General features: G+C 58.4%; 19 protein-coding genes. 10 read left to right on the top strand and 9 right to left on the bottom strand.

Annotated features, from left to right (window positions below; all coding sequences use genetic code 11):
- Window positions 1-10: 10 nt before the first annotated feature.
- From tagF to F3J41_RS14545, 5 genes are all read left to right on the top strand, one after another.
- On the top strand, window positions 11-709 hold the full coding sequence (tagF, locus tag F3J41_RS14565) for a type VI secretion system-associated protein TagF (RefSeq protein WP_058771215.1): 699 nt from the start codon (window positions 11-13) through the stop codon (window positions 707-709).
- Between the two features lie 33 nt (window positions 710-742).
- Complete coding sequence (gene tagH, locus F3J41_RS14560) at window positions 743-1,873, top strand: type VI secretion system-associated FHA domain protein TagH (RefSeq protein ID WP_166711638.1); 1,131 nt, start codon at window positions 743-745, stop codon at window positions 1,871-1,873.
- The gene (locus F3J41_RS14555; protein ID WP_058757495.1) at window positions 1,870-2,646 is read left to right on the top strand and encodes a PP2C family serine/threonine-protein phosphatase; all 777 of its coding nucleotides are present in this window, start codon (window positions 1,870-1,872) and stop codon (window positions 2,644-2,646) included. The genes tagH and F3J41_RS14555 overlap by 4 nt, the downstream gene beginning before the upstream one ends.
- A 711-nt stretch (window positions 2,647-3,357) precedes the next feature.
- Window positions 3,358-3,432, top strand: a complete 75-nt coding sequence (locus F3J41_RS23680) for a hypothetical protein (RefSeq protein WP_088517819.1) — start codon at window positions 3,358-3,360, stop codon at window positions 3,430-3,432.
- Window positions 3,433-3,677: 245 nt separating this feature from the next.
- Window positions 3,678-5,093, top strand: a complete 1,416-nt coding sequence (locus F3J41_RS14545) for a serine/threonine-protein kinase (RefSeq protein WP_166711636.1) — start codon at window positions 3,678-3,680, stop codon at window positions 5,091-5,093.
- Window positions 5,094-5,095: 2 nt separating this feature from the next.
- On the opposite strand, the gene F3J41_RS14540 is transcribed toward F3J41_RS14545, so the two are convergent.
- Window positions 5,096-5,767: a gamma-glutamylcyclotransferase gene (locus tag F3J41_RS14540; RefSeq protein WP_021508695.1), complete on the bottom strand. Its 672-nt coding sequence runs from the start codon at window positions 5,765-5,767 to the stop codon at window positions 5,096-5,098.
- A gap of 238 nt (window positions 5,768-6,005) precedes the next feature.
- Window positions 6,006-6,236, bottom strand: coding sequence for a putative cation transport regulator ChaB (chaB, locus tag F3J41_RS14535; protein ID WP_021313035.1), 231 nt, complete (start codon window positions 6,234-6,236; stop codon window positions 6,006-6,008).
- 369 nt (window positions 6,237-6,605) lie between these two features.
- Here chaB and chaA point away from each other — a divergent pair, with 369 nt between their 5' ends.
- Entirely contained in the window at window positions 6,606-7,697 is a 1,092-nt protein-coding gene (gene chaA, locus F3J41_RS14530; protein ID WP_021508693.1) for a sodium-potassium/proton antiporter ChaA, read from the top strand.
- Window positions 7,698-7,962: 265 nt separating this feature from the next.
- Here chaA and kdsA read toward each other — a convergent pair whose 3' ends face one another.
- Genes kdsA through hemA form a run of 6 tightly spaced genes read right to left on the bottom strand, consistent with a single transcriptional unit; the run spans window position 7,963 to window position 13,269 of the window.
- The gene (gene kdsA, locus F3J41_RS14525) at window positions 7,963-8,817 is read right to left on the bottom strand and encodes a 3-deoxy-8-phosphooctulonate synthase (RefSeq protein ID WP_166711634.1); all 855 of its coding nucleotides are present in this window, start codon (window positions 8,815-8,817) and stop codon (window positions 7,963-7,965) included.
- A 27-nt stretch (window positions 8,818-8,844) separates the two neighbouring features.
- A complete protein-coding gene (gene sirB1, locus F3J41_RS14520; protein WP_021509943.1) occupies window positions 8,845-9,654 on the bottom strand; it encodes an invasion regulator SirB1 in 810 nt (269 codons plus the stop codon).
- A complete protein-coding gene (locus F3J41_RS14515; protein ID WP_058757490.1) occupies window positions 9,651-10,049 on the bottom strand; it encodes a SirB2 family protein in 399 nt (132 codons plus the stop codon). Before F3J41_RS14515 ends, sirB1 begins: the two co-directional genes overlap by 4 nt.
- A 9-nt stretch (window positions 10,050-10,058) precedes the next feature.
- Window positions 10,059-10,889 (bottom strand): peptide chain release factor N(5)-glutamine methyltransferase, encoded by an 831-nt coding sequence (gene prmC, locus F3J41_RS14510; RefSeq protein WP_166711632.1) that lies wholly within the window; start codon window positions 10,887-10,889, stop codon window positions 10,059-10,061.
- Window positions 10,889-11,971, bottom strand: coding sequence for a peptide chain release factor 1 (gene prfA, locus F3J41_RS14505; protein WP_021509940.1), 1,083 nt, complete (start codon window positions 11,969-11,971; stop codon window positions 10,889-10,891). The genes prmC and prfA overlap by 1 nt, the downstream gene beginning before the upstream one ends.
- Window positions 11,972-12,012: 41 nt before the next feature.
- Complete coding sequence (gene hemA, locus F3J41_RS14500; RefSeq protein ID WP_021509939.1) at window positions 12,013-13,269, bottom strand: glutamyl-tRNA reductase; 1,257 nt, start codon at window positions 13,267-13,269, stop codon at window positions 12,013-12,015.
- Between the two features lie 216 nt (window positions 13,270-13,485).
- Between hemA and lolB the strand changes: the two genes are divergently transcribed.
- The 4 genes from lolB to F3J41_RS14480 all read left to right on the top strand — a co-directional run bounded on the left by lolB (window position 13,486) and on the right by F3J41_RS14480 (window position 17,445).
- Window positions 13,486-14,112 (top strand): lipoprotein insertase outer membrane protein LolB, encoded by a 627-nt coding sequence (lolB, locus tag F3J41_RS14495; protein ID WP_021509937.1) that lies wholly within the window; start codon window positions 13,486-13,488, stop codon window positions 14,110-14,112.
- A complete protein-coding gene (gene ispE / locus F3J41_RS14490; RefSeq protein WP_166711630.1) occupies window positions 14,109-14,966 on the top strand; it encodes a 4-(cytidine 5'-diphospho)-2-C-methyl-D-erythritol kinase in 858 nt (285 codons plus the stop codon). Before lolB ends, ispE begins: the two co-directional genes overlap by 4 nt.
- A gap of 136 nt (window positions 14,967-15,102) precedes the next feature.
- Window positions 15,103-16,050 carry a ribose-phosphate diphosphokinase gene (gene prs / locus F3J41_RS14485; protein ID WP_006118899.1) on the top strand — a complete coding sequence of 316 codons (948 nt, stop codon included), beginning with the start codon at window positions 15,103-15,105 and terminating at the stop codon, window positions 16,048-16,050.
- Window positions 16,051-16,275: 225 nt separating this feature from the next.
- Entirely contained in the window at window positions 16,276-17,445 is a 1,170-nt protein-coding gene (locus tag F3J41_RS14480; RefSeq protein WP_166711628.1) for a GGDEF domain-containing protein, read from the top strand.
- On the opposite strand, the gene ychH is transcribed toward F3J41_RS14480, so the two are convergent.
- Window positions 17,442-17,720 carry a stress-induced protein YchH gene (gene ychH, locus F3J41_RS14475; protein ID WP_021509933.1) on the bottom strand — a complete coding sequence of 93 codons (279 nt, stop codon included), beginning with the start codon at window positions 17,718-17,720 and terminating at the stop codon, window positions 17,442-17,444. The genes F3J41_RS14480 and ychH overlap by 4 nt on opposite strands.
- Window positions 17,721-17,764: the final 44 nt, after the last annotated feature.

Below are 17,764 nucleotides of genomic sequence, written 5' to 3'. Positions count from 1 at the left end.
TGAGGTAACCATGGCGAGTTACACCGCGCCGGGCTGGTATGGCAAATTACCGGCCACCGGTGATTTTCTGCGCCAGCGGCTCAGTGAAGCCACGGTGACGCCGTGGAGCCACTGGTTTCAACAAGGCTTAATCCACTGGCATCAGCAGGAAGAGGCCAGTACGCAACAGTTTTTACGCGCGCCGGTATGGAATTTTGTCCTGCCGCTATCGCCGCTGCGCCAGCAGGTGCAGCTGGGCTGTCTGCTGCCCTCGTGCGATCGCGTCGGCCGTGCGTGGCCGCTGCTGGCGCTGCACAGCATTCCGCTCAGCGCGTGGCATGCTTCACAGCTGGCGATCTCCGGCGACTGGTATCAGGAACTCGGCGCGCTGCTGTGGCAGGCGGTGCGCGATCGCCACAGCCCGGACGCGCTGGAGACGCAGATTCAACAGCTGGCTCCGCTGCTGCTGCCGGATAAGCAGCGCAGCGACATCATGGATGTGATTGGTTTTGACGATTTGCCCTGCACCCTGAGCTGGCGTGAAGTGGCCGACCGTTTTGATCCCCAACAGCACATTAGCTACTGGTGGAGTAATCGCAGTGACGGCTTTGCCCACGCCACGCATAAACACAGTGGCCCGCTCACCGCGCAACTTTTTTCGTTATTGTTTAACCCGGCGGCGGGTGCCCAGCCGGGACGTAATGGCCTCTATCCACCGATGTTTGAGTAGGCCAGTGCGCTTGCCTTGTTAACGGGATGACTCATGCAATTTACCATTGTGCAGTGCAATACGGATGTGCCCGCCAAAACCGTCGCGTTTAGCCCGCCTGGCGGGACCATTGGCCGCAGCCAGGATAACGACCTGGTGCTGCCCGACGAATCGCGCGCTATTTCGCGCCTGCAGGCGCTGGTGCACCTGTCGCCAGACGGCGAGTGCCGCCTGACCAACCAGGGCAGCGTCACTTCAGTGGTGCTGAACGGCGTGGCGCTACAGCGCGGCTCGCAGGTGCGGCTGCGCCACGGCGATACGCTGCAGATTGGCGAATATGGCCTTGAAGTGTGTGACCCGGCGTGTCAGAACGCACCGCAGGATGATCCACTGGCGTTTTTTGCTGACAGCGCCGCCGATCCGCTGGGTATGCAGCAGGACGAAAGCGTGCCGGAACCGGAAGTCCTGCCGCAGAGTGACAGTCCGCGTCACGAACGCCGCCCGGACGCGCGCCTGGCGATCGATCCGCAAAGCGATGCGCCCGTGATGCCAGCCGTGCTGCCGGGCGCCGATCAGGACAAACTGATCGCCGCGCTGCTGGAAGGTATGGGCCTGAATAATGGTCACCAGACGCCGATCACCGAAGAGCAGATGCGCGTCACCGGCCGTATGCTCAGCCTGTTTTCGCAGGGTACGGTTGCCCTGCTCTCTTCGCGCTCCATCCTCAAGCGCGGCGTGAAAGCCGACATGACGATGATCCTTAACGAAGCCAATAACCCGTTTAAAATTCTGCCTTCCGGCAAAACCGTGCTGATGCAGATGTACCAGAGCCAGATGCCTGGCTTTATGCCACCGGAAGCAGCGGTGCGCGATGCGCTGGTGGATTTACAGGCGCATCAGCTGGGGATGATTGCCGGCATTCGCGCCATCATTGCCGCGATGCTGCAGTCGTTTAATCCGCAGCGTCTGGAAGAGGAAGCGCGCAAAGACGGCGTGCTGCCTAAGATGCCGTTCAGCGGCGGACGTAAAGCGGCGCTGTGGGACTATTTTCTCCGTCACTATCAGCGCACTGCGGGCGAGATTGAAGATGACTTCCACACCCTGTTTGGTGAAGCCTTTCTGCATGCCTACGACATGGAAGTGAATCAGTACAAAGATTCCCAGACGCGGACCGAAGACGCATGAAGATGAAGTTTGCCAGCCGCTGCCAGCAGGGTATGCGTGACGAAAACCAGGATCGCACCGGTGCCGAAGTCGATGAACAGAAAGCCTGTTTTCTGGTATGCGACGGCGTGGCCGGTCTGCCCGGCGGCGATTATGCGGCCCAGCTGGTGCGCGATACCCTGCTGACGCAGCTGCAGCAAAACGACACGTTCACGCCGGAGAGTACACGCGCGGCGATAGAAAAGTGTCAGCAAACGCTGGTCAGCGCCCAGGGGAACAATCCGAATTTTTCGCGCATGAGCACCACCCTTGCCGCCCTGTTTATTGACCGCACAACGCAGCGCGCATGGTGGGCGCACGCCGGTGATAGCCGGGTTTATCACTTCCGCCACGGGGTGCTGCATCAGGTGACGCGTGACCACAGTCTGGCGCAGCAGCTGCGCGAAGCCGGCTATGAAAATACCGGCATTAACAGTAATTTACTTTATAATGCGCTGGGTATTGAGCCGGCCCGACCGGCCACCTTCAGCGAGGTGATTGAGCTGACCGATGGTGACGCATTTCTGGTCTGTACCGACGGTTTCTGGCTCAACCTCACCACCGACGAAATGGAACAGGCACTGCGCATGGTGAACGCCTGCGAAGAGTGGCTGGCATTGATGGAACAGGCCGTAAACCGCAGTGTTAAAAGCGACAATCTCAGCGCTCTGGCAATCTGGATTGGCGAACCGCAGGACGCGACGCTGCTTTATTCCCAGGCTGATGCGGCACGTTTTCTGCCGTCACGTTATTGATTGCAAGGATCATTATGAAACTGTGGTTGCCGGGCGTTGCCGCCCTGTTACTGGCCCTGAATGCGCAGGCGGAAGATTACCGGGTGGTCTACTCGCCCAGCCTGTCGCTGGAAGTCTATATCGATAACGTTGCCAGTAATGCGCCCGACGACTGGTGTAAAGAGACGCTGCCGCTGCGCATCGTGTCCGGTAAAAGCAGCGACACCAGCATTCTTACCAGCTTCCTGCCGCGCGTCGGTACGCTGCTGGCGAACCAGTGCGGCCTGCTGGATGAGATCCCCTGGCAGATGACCAGCAAAGAGGGCAGCGTGCTGGCTAACGGCAGCGCGGCAAAACTGCAGAACTGGCGGCCGATCATCCTCAACGACGCGACCGCCAGCGCCAGTGCAAATACCGCGGCGCCGCTGGATTTATCGCGTCCGGCCGACAGCACGCCGCTGCAGCACTTCGCCCTGCCCGGCGGCTGCCATTTCCGTACCTGGTGGGATGAAAACGGCGGTTCGCTGTTTATTCCTGAGAACCCGCAGCAGCATTGCTCAACCGAGGGCTGGCTGGAAGGTCCGGCGGCGATGACGCTGCTGAGTGACGGCAAAACGCGCAGCCAGACGGTAACCTTCCTGCAGGGTTATCCCATCGCCGATCTTACGCTGACCCGCACGCCGCTGGAGGTGGTGGCGGTGAACAAACAGCGCATGATTGTCACGCGGCCCGATGCCAGCGATAGCTGGCTGGTGCTGCCGTTTGATGCTCAGCAGCACGTCTGGCGCTTCAGCGGTACGCTGCTGATTAAAATGGATAAAAACACCGGCACGGATAGCGAAGCGGTGAAATCGCGGGTTGATAGCTTACGCGGCATCTGGTCGCCGCAGTTTATGCCACAGCAAAAAGTGACTGTGTTACTGATTGACACCCTGCACGCCGATCTGGCCGATCCGGCAATTGGTGCCTGGCGTAACATTAATTAATTAGCGGTTGTTGCCCGCCGTCACCGGCGTGACGGGGCGCTACAGGACGTGTTCAGAGAGCTCACTATGTCGGCAAACGAAAATCATACCCCCAATGCCCTGCCTGCGGGCTACCGGTTTAACGAGTTTGAAATCAAGGAAGTGATCGGCGGCGGCGGCTTTGGCATTGTCTATCGCGCCTGGGATCATCAGCTGGAACGCACCATCGCCATCAAAGAGTACATGCCGGTGTCACTGGCGGTACGCGGTGCGGATCTGGCGCTGGAACTGCGCGGCGAGCGCTTCCAGAAACTGTTTAATGCCGGACGCAACAGCTTTATTCAGGAGGCACGGCTGCTGGCGCGTTTCAATCATCCCGGTCTGCTGCACGTCCTGCGCTTCTGGGAAGAGAACGGCACGGCTTACATGGGCACGCTCTATTACAGCGGCATGACGCTGAAAGAGTGGCAGCTCACCAGCCCGGACAGCATTGACGAAGCGTGGATTCGTCGTCTGTTGCCGCCGCTGTTTGGTGCCATCAACACCATTCACACCGCCGGTTACCTGCATCGTGATATTTCGCTCGATAACATTCAGATTCAGGAAAATCAGCTGCCGGTGCTGCTCGACTTTGGCTCGGCGCGCAAAGAGATTGGCAACCTGTCGGATGAAACCGAGATCATGCTCAAGCCGGGCTTCGCGCCAATTGAGCAGTACAGCGAAGAGGGAGAAGTCGAACAGGGACCCTGGACCGATATCTACGCGCTGGGCGCGGTGCTGCATACGCTGATCACCGGCCACGCGCCGCCGGTCAGCGTGGTGCGCTGCATTGAAGATAACTACCAGCCACTGGTGGAGCGCAAGCCTGAGGGGTATTCGTTGCCGCTGCTGCACGCGATCGACTGCGCGCTGGCGATGAAGCCGGAAGACCGTCCGCAGAGTATTGATGCTTTTGCCCGGCTGATCGATCTGCCGGTGAGCGATGTCGAAGCGCTGGTGACGACCTTCCCGGTGACCGCGGAGAGCCAGCCCGTGCCGGAGCCGGTAGCGGCCGTGCCGGAACCGCAGGTAATGGCGGTTAATCATGCCGCCGCCGCGATTGAACCGGTGACGCCGCGCAATGTGCGCCGTTTGTCGCCTGCCCTGCTCGCCGCCGCTGCCGTGGCGTTGCTTGCCGTGGTGGTCGTAGTGTGGAAAGCCAATCGCCCGAGCGACGCACCGCCGGTGGCGGCCAGCAGCGCCCCGGCGGCGACCCCATCAGCGGGCAGCGCGCCCGCCAGCAGCGCACCAACCATGGCGACGGTTTACCTGCAGTTGCAGGCAGGGGAAAATATCGTGCTGAACGGCGAAGCGAAGGATGTGAAACCCGCCAGCAGCGGTTTCGCCTCGCTGAATCTGGCGGCAGGCAGCTATCGTATTGAAGTGCATCACGGCAGCCTGGTGCGCAGCCAGATGCTGACGATTAACCAGCCGGGCACCTGGCTGATTAATCCGGGTAATTGAGGTTAGCCGCGCGCAGCGCTCTGCTGCAGCGCGCGCACTTCGGCCGCAAGGCGCGTTAACGCCTCTTCCTGCATGCCGCGTTTGCCCAATTCCTGTTCCAGCGAGAACAGATACTGCGCGTTGCTGCCGAGCGGGCCGCTGGCCTGAGCGATCAGCGGAGCAATGGTGCTGCGGCAGGAGTCGGCTTCATACAGCGGATGACGCGGATCCATGATAAACACCAGCGCCGTAACCGTGCGGCCATCCTCCAGCGTCAGTTCACACCAGGTGGGCAGATAGCAGCCGGTGATCATTTCCCGTTTCCACAGCAGTTCAAGCTCTTCATGCAGGCGCGCTTCCGGCAGGCGAAACGCCAGACCGCTGGTAGAACCGCCCTCTTTCAGCGCCAGCATCCGTCCTGGTGCGGCAACGGTGCCGCGTCCGGCGGTCAGCCGCAGGCAAAAGGCACGATGCCAGCCCTCAAGCCGTCCGGTCGCCACCTCTTCCGCTTCAAAAACCGGGTTCCACATCAGGGAACCGTAGCCGAAGATCCACACCGGGCTTTGATCGGGACGACAGGCAAGCGTGGCGCAGAGCGACGCCGCGCGCTTCTCACAGCTCCACAGCAGCGCTTCGTCAATATCACCAAATGAAGTTTTGCAATCCGCTTTTAGTAAGAATTCCCGGGTTAACACTGCGATCTCCTCTACTGCGCTGACCTTCCTGTCGTTATGGCTCCCTGAATCTGCGATTTTACAGGCGGCGCCCATGGCGTCGACTTAAGACAAGACAGTAATGCATTTGCCATAAACGTTTCAAGATTGACCCCGATCACAAAGGGGAAATTATCTGTAAATAGCATCGGCTGCCTGGCAGGATTCTTGAACGAAGCGCGGAGAAGTGTGAAGCGGGCCGCAGTGGCCCGCGCGGGAGCTAGTGTTTAGGATGCCACTTGTCGTCCTCGCCTTTGGCGTACTCTTTTTTGACCGCCGCCCAGGCGACTTTGTGTGCCACCTGCTCGCGCGATTCATCACCGCGACGATCGTCTTCATCTTTATACTGATCCCAGGCGCTGTTAAACGCCTTTTGGTAGATGGTTTGCGCATGGCCCGGCAGCACGTGGCGCACGCTGTCCGGCAGTTCCCGGTTCGATGAATAAGGCATAGTTCCTCCTGTTTCAGGTTCCCTGTATAAGTCTGGAAGAGAACGGCAAAAACGCAAACCTGCTATTTCATACTTCTGCCAGCAAAAAAGGCGGGTAGTGAGGATAAGGCCAGATAATTCAGTTCTGTTCTTACTCCTTTTACGCAGGATAGATGAGAAACACGCAACATTAACCTGCTGATGAAAAGGGTTAATTCGCTGATTAACGCGAATTTCGCTTCATTCAGATTAAAATGACAAAAAGTAAAAACGCGTAAAAAATCTGCGTGAGCAGTGGTGAAAAGTTACACTGCGCTTCGTCAGATGAGTCACTATATTTATCAGGCAGCAATTGCCTGTTTTTGTTCTTTTTGCCGAAGAGGATGGCGCATGGCTGGACATGAGAAGACCCGACACAGCGAGTATTCGCTGATTTTCCCGATTCTGGCGCTGGCGGTGCTGAGCTTTTTTGGCGGCCAGACAGCGCTTCTGCCGGTAATCGGCATCAATCTGCTGGCGCTGGTAGCGATTTTAAGCAGCGCCTTCAGCGTAGTACGTCACGCCGACGTTCTGGCGCACCGGTTAGGTGAACCCTACGGCTCGCTGATCCTCAGCCTGTCAGTGGTAATTCTGGAAGTGAGCCTGATTTCGGCGCTGATGGCGACCGGCGATGCAGCGCCCGCGCTGATGCGCGATACGCTCTACTCCATCATCATGATCGTTACCGCCGGACTGGTGGGCTGTGCCCTGCTGCTTGGCGGGCGTAAATTTGCCACCCAGTACGTTAACCTGGCCGGCGTGAAGCAGTACATGATCGCCATTTTCCCGCTGGCGATTCTGGTGCTGGTGTTTCCCAATGCCCTGCCCGGCGGCAATTTCACCACCGCGCAGGCGCTGATCATTGCGGCGATCTCTGCGGCGATGTACGGCGTGTTCCTGCTGATTCAGACCAAAACTCACCAGAGCCTGTTTGTTTACGAGCATGAAGACGAGAGCGATGATGGCGACCCGCACCACGGTAAGCCTTCCGCGCACAGCTCGTTGTGGCACACCGCGTGGCTGATTGTGCATCTGATTGCGGTGATCAGCGTGACCAAGATGAACGCCAACTCGCTGGAAATGCTGCTCACTGAAATGAACGCGCCGGAGCAGTTTACCGGTTTCCTCGTCGCGCTGCTGATTCTGTCGCCGGAAGGTCTGGGCGCAATCAAGGCGGTGCTGATGAATCAGGTGCAGCGCGCGATGAACCTGTTTTTCGGTTCGGTGCTGGCCACCATTTCATTGACGGTGCCGACGGTGACCATTATCGCCACCCTGACCGGACAGCAATTGATTTTCGGCCTTGAGCCGCCGCATATGGTGGTGATGAGCGCGGTGCTGATTCTGTGCCACATCTCGTTCTCCACTGGCCGCACCAACGTGCTCAACGGCGCAGCGCATCTGGCCCTGTTTGCCGGTTATCTGCTGACGATTATGCTGTGATGTTGAAGTGGGTATACGGGTGATACGGTCGCCATAAATGGCGACCCTACAGCGCAGGGTGCGCATTCATGTGCATCAGGTGAAACGGTCGCCATAAATGGCGACCCTACAGCGCAGGGTGCGCATTCATGCGCATCAGGTGAATCGATCGCCATGAGCGGCGACCGTACAATGTAGGGTGCGCATTTATGCGCACCTGGATAGAAATATCCTAACGGCTCAATGATGGGAGTGGTTTCAACGTCATCTTACTGATTAATAACAATCAGTTACTGGTGTCCAGCTCCGGGAAGCTTTTAACCAGATCGTCAATCGCTTTCATCTGCGCGAGGAACGGTTCCAGCTTATCAAGCGGCAGCGCGGACGGGCCGTCGCATTTGGCGCTATTCGGCTCCGGGTGCGCTTCGATGAACAGACCGGCGATGCCTACCGCCATGCCCGCACGCGCCAGTTCGGCAACCTGCGCACGACGACCGCCAGAGGCCGCGCCAAACGGATCGCGCGTCTGCAGCGCATGGGTAACGTCAAAAATCACCGGGCTGTTGTTAGTGACTTTCTTCATCACGTTGAAACCGAGCATATCAACCACCAGGTTGTCATACCCGAAGTTGCTGCCGCGATCGCACAGAATCACCTTGTCGTTGCCGCCTTCGGCAAACTTATCGACGATATTGCCCATCTGGCCTGGGCTGACGAACTGCGGCTTCTTCACGTTAATCACGGCACCGGTTTTCGCCATCGCTTCCACCAGATCGGTCTGACGCGCCAGGAAGGCCGGCAGCTGAATCACATCCACCACGTCGGCGACCGGCTGCGCCTGCCAGCTTTCGTGCACGTCAGTGATAATTTTCACGCCGAACGCCTGCTTCAGCGCCTGGAAAATTTTCATGCCTTCGTCAAAGCCAGGGCCACGGTAAGACTTGATGGAAGAGCGGTTGGCTTTGTCAAAAGAGGCTTTGAACACATACGGAATGCCGAGCTTGTCGGTTACCTTCACGTAATGTTCGCAGATGCGCATGGCGAGATCCTGGGATTCCAGCACGTTCATGCCGCCGAAGAGAACAAATGGCAGATCGTTTGCGACCTTGATATCGCCGATACTCACTACTTTCTGTGTCATGCCCTTTCCTTAAATGTCGGGGGACGCTTAGTGCAGCGTCACCTGTTTCTGTTCAATTGCGTGGATCTGCACTTTAATCATCTCGCTGACCGGGTCTTCAGGACACTGTTCAACGAAATAGGTCAAATCGGTCAGTGCGATATGCTCGCACTCCAGCTGGGCGTAAATCAAACCGCGGTCGCGAATCTCATAGGGATCGTCCGGGTCGATTTGCAGCAGCACCTGGCTGACATTGAGCGCCAGCTCCATCTGCTTCTCATCCATCAGCGCCGCTTTCAGCGTGTCGAGCATTTTGCGCATCACGCTGACGGTTTTCGCTTCGTCGAGGTCGTCAGAGTAGAGCTTTGCCGTCGGGCTGATGTTGCCCTTCAGCCACACTTCCAGCGTATGGGTGTCGAGCGTCTCACCGTTAAACGGATTGATCAGCCACATTTCACCGTCGAGCCAGTCGGCACGCAGGATCAGCTGCGTCGGGAAAATCACCGGCATCAGCGGCAGCTCTAGCTCATCCGCAATGTGCAGCAGAATCACGCCGAGCGATACCGCCGTCCCCTGCCGGCTCTTCAGCACTTTATCGATCCACAGCGCGTCTGACAGATTGTAGACGCCACTGGCACCGCCAAAGCCCCACTGCTGGTAAAACAGATCGAGCAGCTTCTCCAGCTGCAGATCCGCATCCTGTTCGCTACTGACATAGCGCCGCGCCTCTTCAACCAGGTCAGCCAGCTGCTGCTGGACGGAAGGCGCGGAAAAATCATTGCGTATGGCGCAGGTCGCGCCGATCACCGCTTCACTTAACGGTGTTTCACTGTAATCAAGTTGCACTGGCGAGGTCATACTATCCCCAATAACGGCATTTTGGTCATCGCCAGTTTAATCACCAGCAACAATGCGACCACGGCGACTAAACAGGCGACCCAGCGGGTCGCCATGCTGCGCGGGCGACGACTCAATGCCACGGAACCTAAGGCGATGTAGATGATAACCGCTAACAGCTTCTCCGTCAGCCAGCTTCCTTGTGGGGTAAACGGATAAAAGTGGGTAATCAGCACCAGCAGTGCACCGCTGAGCAGCAGGAATGTATCGTTGATGTGCGGCGCAATGCGCACCCAGCGGCGCTGCAGCAGGGCAGATCCGGTGGTCAGCCAGTAAAAACGCAGCAGAAACAGCGTGATGGTGATCGCGACTGTCAGCAGATGGAAATTTTTAATCAGCGGATACCAGCTGGCCATAGTGCTTCCTTAAGTAAGTTGTCCAAGCGTGACGCGCGGATTGCCGCCGTAATCCTCAACGGTGGTGACCGCCAGGAAACCGTGATGGATCAGCAGCGCGCGTACAGCCTCGCCCTGCTGCCAGCCGTGTTCCAGCAGCAGCCAACCCTGCGGCAGCAACCAGTGCGGCGCGCGTTCAATGATTAATCGTAAATCGGCCAGCCCGGCCTCCTCCGCCACCAGCGCGCTGAGCGGCTCAAAACGCACGTCGCCCTGCTGCAGATGTTCATCGGCGGCATCAATGTAAGGCGGATTGCTGACAATCAGATCGAAACGTTGGGCGGGCAGATCGTCGAACCAGTGGCTGAGCACAAATCCGGCGTTGGTGAGGTGCAGGCGCTGGGCGTTCTCCTGCGCCAGCGCAACCGCGGCGGCGATGCGATCGCAGCCGGTAATCTGACAATCGGGCCGCTCGCTGGCCAGCGCCAGCGCAATGGCGCCGGTGCCGGTACCGAGGTCGAGCACCGCGGAGGGCGTTGCGGGCAGCCGCAGCAGCGCCTGCTCCACCAGCACTTCGGTATCCGGACGCGGAATCAGCGTGGCATCACTGACGCGCAGCGGCAGCGACCAGAACTCGCGTTCGCCCACCAGATGCGCAATCGGCTCACCGCGCACGCGGCGTGCCAGTAACGTCTCCAGCTGTGCCAGTTGTGCATCATCGAGCGGGCTGTCGTCAAACGCTATCAGCCAGCTGCGCGACTTGCCGGTGACAAAACCCAGCAGAATCTCCGCGTCGCGCTTCGGGCTATCGCCTCCGCACAACGCAGCCTGCGCCTGCTGCAGCCAGCGCCGGACGTTCATCACTCCTGCCCGGCCAGTGCGGCCAGCTGGTCAGCCTGATACTCCTGCACAATCGGCTCGATCAGCGTATCCAGCTTGCCTTCCATGGTTTCGTCGAGGCGGTAGAGCGTCAGGTTGATGCGGTGATCGGTGACGCGCCCCTGCGGGAAGTTATAGGTACGAATACGGTCGGAACGGTCGCCGCTGCCCAGCAGATTACGCCGCGTCGAGGCTTCCGCCGCCTGGCGCTTCGCCATTTCCGCCGCGTGAATGCGTGCACCCAGCACCGCCAGCGCTTTGGCTTTGTTTTTGTGCTGCGAGCGCTCATCCTGGCACTCCACCACGATGCCGGTTGGCAGGTGGGTGATACGGATCGCCGAATCGGTGGTGTTAACGTGCTGACCACCCGCGCCGGAAGAGCGGAAGGTGTCGATTTTCAGATCGCCCGGATTGATGTCCGGCAGTTCGGCTTCCGGCAGCTCCGGCATCACCGCCACGGTACAGGCGGAAGTATGAATGCGCCCCTGCGATTCGGTTTCCGGCACGCGCTGCACGCGATGACCGCCGGATTCAAACTTCATGCGACCGTAAGCCCCGTCACCGGTGATACGCGCAATGACTTCTTTGTAGCCGCCATGCTCGCCATCGTTGGCGCTCATGATCTCCACCTGCCAGCGGCGCGCTTCGGCATAGCGGCTGTACATGCGGAACAGATCGCCGGCGAAAATCGCCGCTTCGTCGCCACCGGTGCCGGCGCGCACTTCGATAAAGCACGGACGTTCATCGTCGGGATCTTTCGGCAGCAGCAGCACCTGAAGTTGCTGTTCCAGCACCTCGCGCTTTTCGCGCGATAGTTTCAACTCTTCCTGCGCCATGTCGCGCATTTCCGCATCGTCGAGCAGCATTTCAGCCGTTTCGACATCTTCCTGCACCTGCTGCCATTCACGGAAACAACGAGTGACGTCGCTCAGCTGGGCATATTCACGTGATAACGCGCGGAAACGGTCCTGATCGCCAATTACGCCGGCATCGCCCAGTAACGCTTCAACTTCTTCATGGCGTTCCTGCAGCGCTTCCAGCTTGGCAACAATCGAGCTCTTCATCTAATAGAGGGTATCCCAGTGATAGGTCGTGACAGACCAGATTACTCTAAACCGAGGCTGTCACGTAAGATCTGCAGGCGTTCGCTGTCGCCGTCGCGCGCGGCCTGCTGCAGTGATTTGGTTGGTGCATGAATTAAACGGTTGGTGAGCTTGTGTGCCAGCTCCTGCAAGACTTTTTCGGCATCAGCACCCTGACGCAACGCCGCCAGCGCGCGATCCTGCAGCTCGGCGCGCACGTCGTCAGCCTGCGCGCGGTATTCGCGGATGGTCTCACCGGCGCTTTGCGCGCGCAGCCAGGCCATGAATTCACCGCTCTCCTGCACCACAATGCTTTCCGCCTGCACCGCCGCCGCTTTGCGCTGCGCCATGTTCTGCTCGATGATCGCCTGCAGATCATCCACACTGTACAGATAGGCGTTGGCCAGCTTGCCCACTTCCGGCTCAACATCGCGCGGCACGGCGATATCGACCAGCAGCATAGGCTGATTGCGGCGCGCCTTCAGCGCCCGTTCCACCATGCCTTTGCCAATAATCGGCAGCGGACTGGCAGTCGAGGAGATGATGATATCGGCATCGGCCAGGCGGGTTTCGATATCGGCGAGACCGATCACTTCGGCGCCGACTTCGTCCGCCAGCAGCTGTGCGCGTTCGCGCGTGCGGTTGGCGATCATCAGTTTGCGCACGCTGTGTTCGCGCAGGTGACGCGCCACCAGTTCGATGGTTTCACCGGCACCAACCAGCAGCACGTTAACGCTGCTGAGTGATTCGAAAATCTGACGGGCTAAGGAGCAGGCAGCGAAGGCGACCGACACCGCGCTGGCGCCGATTTCGGTTTCGGTGCGCACGCGCTTGGCTACCGAGAAGGTTTTCTGGAACATGCGTTCCAGCTCGCTGCTCAGCGCATGGTCGCGCGAGGAGTCAGCATGGGCTTTTTTGACCTGACCGAGAATCTGTGGCTCGCCCAGCACCAGCGAGTCGAGTCCGCTGGCCACGCGCATCAGGTGGCTGACCGCCGCGTTGTCCTGATGCCAGTACAGGCTGTTGCGCACGTCCTCTTCACGTAAGTCGTGATACTCGCACAACCAGCGCACCAGCTGCTCCTGCAGATCGGTCTGCTGCTCTACGCTGAGGTAGAGTTCCGTCCGGTTACAGGTAGAAAGCACCACCCCGCTCTGCACCATCGGCTGAGACAGCAAGCTGTTCAGCGCCTGGTCCAGCGTGTCTGGCGTGAACGAAACACGTTCGCGCAGCGCAACAGGTGCGGTTTTGTGGTTGATTCCGAGAGCAAGCAGCGTCATGGTGATTCGGGTTGGGAAGTCCCAATAATTGTCAGGTTTTGTGCTGCGCATTCTACAAGATGCAACAGATCAAGAAAAGCCATACAAAGCCTATGACTGTAATAAGATTAAACTGATCGTGCGCAATTATCCTGACATCGCCATTGACGGCACAGAGACGGATGGTTAGCGTTATCGGTTACGACGTAAAAACGTGTCTGAGGAGACGACCACGTGATGCATTTGCCCCCGCGCCAGCTGTTGCGCCTTTTGCCCCTTGCCAGCGTGTTGCTGGCTGCCTGTAGCATCAACAAACCCCAGCAAGGTCCCGGTCCCAGCACGACATCGCCGCAGTGGCAGCAACACCAGCAGGCGGTAGCGAAAATTACCCAGTACCAGACGCGCGGCGCTTTTGCCTATCTGTCAGATAAGCAAAAAGTTTATGCCCGTTTTAACTGGCAGCAAACTGCTGCAGACCGTTACCGTCTGCTGCTGACTAACCCGCTCGGCAGCACGGAACTGCAGCTCGACGCGCAGGGTTCGGTGGTGCAGATTGTTGATAACAAAGGCAAACGCTACGTCAGCAACGACGCGGAGAAGATGATTTCCCAGCTCACCGGCATGGATATTCCGCTGGCGAACCTGCGTCAGTGGATGATGGGGCTGCCAGGCGACGCCAGCGACTATCAGCTGAACAACAACTATCAGCTGCAAAGCCTGACCTACAGCCGCAACGGCCAGCAGTGGAAGGTGAATATCAGCGATTACGACAGCAAGGTGAACCCGCCGCTGCCGGCCAACCTCGAACTGACCGAAGGCGGTCAGCGCATCAAACTGCGCATGGATAGCTGGACCACACAATGATCACCACCTGGCCCGCGCCGGCAAAGCTCAACCTGTTTCTCTACATTACCGGCCGTCGTGCAGACGGCTACCACAATTTGCAGACGCTGTTTCAGTTTCTCGATGTTGGCGACACCCTGGAGATTATCCCGGATAACAGCGGCAGTATCACCCTGCTGACGCCGCTCGACGGCGTGGCCGATGAAGACAACCTGATCGTGCGGGCGGCGCTGGCGCTGCGCGCCGCAGCGGCGGACAAAGGCACGCTGCCGCCGCAGGCCGGTGCCCGGATCGCGCTGGAGAAGCGCCTGCCGATGGGCGGTGGTCTGGGCGGTGGCTCGTCTGATGCCGCGACGGTGCTGGTGGCGCTGAACCATCTGTGGCGCACCCAGCTCAGCGTGGATGAGCTGGCTACGCTTGGCGTGCGTCTAGGTGCTGATGTGCCGGTATTCGTGCGCGGCCATGCGGCGTTTGCCGAAGGGGTCGGCGAGCAATTGCAGCCCGCGTTTCCGGCGGAAAAATGGTATCTGGTGGCGCATCCTGGCGTCAGCATCGCTACCCCGGATCTGTTTCGCGATCCTGAACTGACGCGCGATTCACCAATACGCACATTAGATGAACTGTTGCAGCGTCCTTTTCACAATGATTGTGAAGCGGTAGCAAGAAAACGTTTTCGTGAGGTTGATGCGCTGCTTTCCTGGCTGCTAGAATACGCGCCGTCGCGCCTGACAGGGACCGGCGCTTGTGTGTTTGCTGAATTTGACACCGAGTCCGCTGCTCGTCAGGTGCTGGAGCTTGCCCCGAAATGGATGTGCGGATTTGTGGCGCGTGGGCTTAATCTCTCGCCGTTACAGCGCACCCTTTCCGGGCTCTAAGCGTAAACGTGACAGTGTCACCTTGTTCCAGACACTGCACGTGACGCATTAACACACCCGTATGAACAGGCTCAAATGTATTCGCCGGTTATTTTGAGCGGTTCATTCTCTGGACGCCAAGCCTGAGGTTCTTCTCGTGCCTGATATGAAGCTATTTGCTGGTAACGCCACCCCGGAACTAGCACAACGTATTGCCAACCGCCTTTACACCAGCCTCGGAGACGCCGCTGTCGGCCGTTTCAGCGATGGCGAAGTAAGTGTACAGATTAATGAAAATGTACGCGGTGGTGATATTTTCATCATCCAGTCCACCTGTGCCCCCACCAATGATAACTTGATGGAGCTGGTTGTGATGGTCGACGCACTGCGTCGGGCTTCTGCTGGTCGTATTACTGCTGTAATCCCTTACTTTGGCTATGCCCGTCAGGACCGCCGCGTGCGTTCTGCCCGCGTGCCAATTACCGCCAAAGTTGTGGCTGATTTCCTCTCCAGCGTCGGCGTGGACCGTGTACTGACGGTTGACCTGCACGCTGAACAGATCCAGGGCTTTTTTGATGTCCCGGTGGATAACGTGTTCGGTAGCCCGATTCTGCTGGAAGATATGCTGCAGATTGGTCTGGAAAACCCAATTGTGGTTTCGCCGGACATCGGTGGCGTAGTGCGCGCTCGCGCTATTGCCAAACTGCTCAACGACACCGACATGGCCATCATCGACAAACGTCGCCCGCGTGCGAACGTGTCGCAGGTGATGCACATCATCGGTGACGTTGCCGGTCGTGACTGCGTACTGGTCGACGATATGATCGACACCGGCGGTACGCTGTGCAAAGCGGCTGAAGCACTGAAAGAGCGCGGCGCGAAACGCGTGTTCGCTTACGCCACCCACCCAATCTTCTCTGGCAACGCGGTGGAAAATCTGCGCAAATCAGTGATTGATCAGGTGATTGTTTGCGACACCATTCCGCTGTCGGAAGAGATGAAGTCACTGCCTAACGTGCGTACGCTGACGCTGTCTGGCATGCTGGCCGAAGCCATTCGTCGTATCAGCAACGAAGAATCGATTTCGGCGATGTTCGAACATTAATTGTTCGCGAAAAACCGGGCGCCCTGCCCGGTTTTTTATTGCCTGTGCGCAGAGTAACATCCCGATAAAGCCGCTTCCGCCGCCACTATTTGCGCGATAAATGGCCTCAAAATCCGCCAATCTCCCCGCCTTCCACTCTTTTTATCAGACAAGCGCATCCGGGCTTTAGCGGTCCAGTGATTAGTGATATTTTTCACCACACTTTTGCTGAGAACTCCGACCACCATGCCACTCGACATTTATACGTTGTTTATTTGCGAGCTCTACGTGCTGGGGTTTCTGAGCATTATTTTGATTTTTGCCTGGGTCGGGGCGCAGTACGACCGGGTGCTGGGTTTTACCACCCTGACGCTAATACTGACGCTTGCCGCCGTGCTGCTCAGTAGCCTGCGCAGCGCCGGTTTGCACTTTTTGCCGGTGGCAGTCGGGAATGTCATCATGCTGCTGGCCTACGGCACCCTGCTCAACGCCTTTCGTACTTTTTGCCGCCTTCCACTCGGTTTTTGCTGGATCACTGGCGCGCTACTGTGGGCGCTGCTTTGTGCCTTTCCGCAGTTCTATCACGGCCAGCCGAAACGCGTGCTGGTCATGTGCCTGCTGTGCATCATCTTTACCGCCGCGCTGATTCGTCTGCTGTGGCAGGCACGCGCCTCGCTGACCGTCACTTTCTGGCCCGCGCAGATACTGCTGTGGATCCACTTACTGTTCCATCTGGCGCGCATTTTCCTTGACGATGCGGTAGCCACCCCCGTACCGGGCGCCATTGGCGGGTCCGGCTTTTCGGTGTATGTGATTCTGGAGTCGATCCTCTTCGTCATCGGCCTGACATTCACTATCCTGGCGATGGTCAATGAGCGTACGCAGATCGCCCATAAGCTGGCGTCGCTGCACGATCCGCTTACCGGCGTCTGGAACCGGCGCGCATTGTTTGAGGCCGCAGAAAAACTGCTGCTGCGCCACGCACGTATGCCGCAGCCCTATATTTACAGTGCAGTGCTGTTCGACCTCGATCATTTCAAAAGCATTAACGATCGCTATGGCCATCAGCAGGGGGATCGTGTGCTGGTCGATTTTTGTCAGGTGGTGAAAGCGTTAATGCCGGTTGAGGGTCAGTTTGCCCGGCTGGGCGGTGAGGAGTTTGCCGCGTTGCTTCCTGGCGACAGTGAGCAGGCGCAGCGCATATGTGAGCGTATCCGGCTGGCGACACAGCTGTCGCTACCCAACGACATCGGTTATACGGTGAGCATTGGCTTTGCTACTGCCAGCCAGCGGCATCAGGCTTTTCCCGCCCTGCTGGCGCTGGCTGATGAAGCCTTGTATCGCGCTAAAGCCGCCGGACGTAACCGCGTCGAAGGTTATCAGACGCCGCAGGCGGCAATGGCTGAAGCCGGTTAGTGCGTTGAGTGGTGATCGCGACGGCAGCGTTTGTCACCGTAGTGACGCAGCCAGTAGTAGCGGTCTTCTACCCTCTCCCGCCCGCTGACGCGTGCGCCGACCAGCCACAGTAGCGCACCCACGAAAATACTGAACATCGCTCCATGCGCGAGGAACTGTGGCAGGTTGACCGACGGCAGCTGGTTAATGATGGAATAACCCACCCCGAGCACCATGGTTAACAAGCCGAGACACATCAAACCATTACCGACGGTGCGGCAGTGTTGACGTTTCATGATTCACCTCCATCCTTTTCAGCAACGCAGAAAACAGCACGTTT

The organism is Pantoea sp. Ap-870 (assembly GCF_011752515.1).
Lineage (GTDB): Bacteria > Pseudomonadota > Gammaproteobacteria > Enterobacterales > Enterobacteriaceae > Pantoea > Pantoea dispersa.
This window is presented reverse-complemented; position numbering and strand designations above follow the sequence as displayed.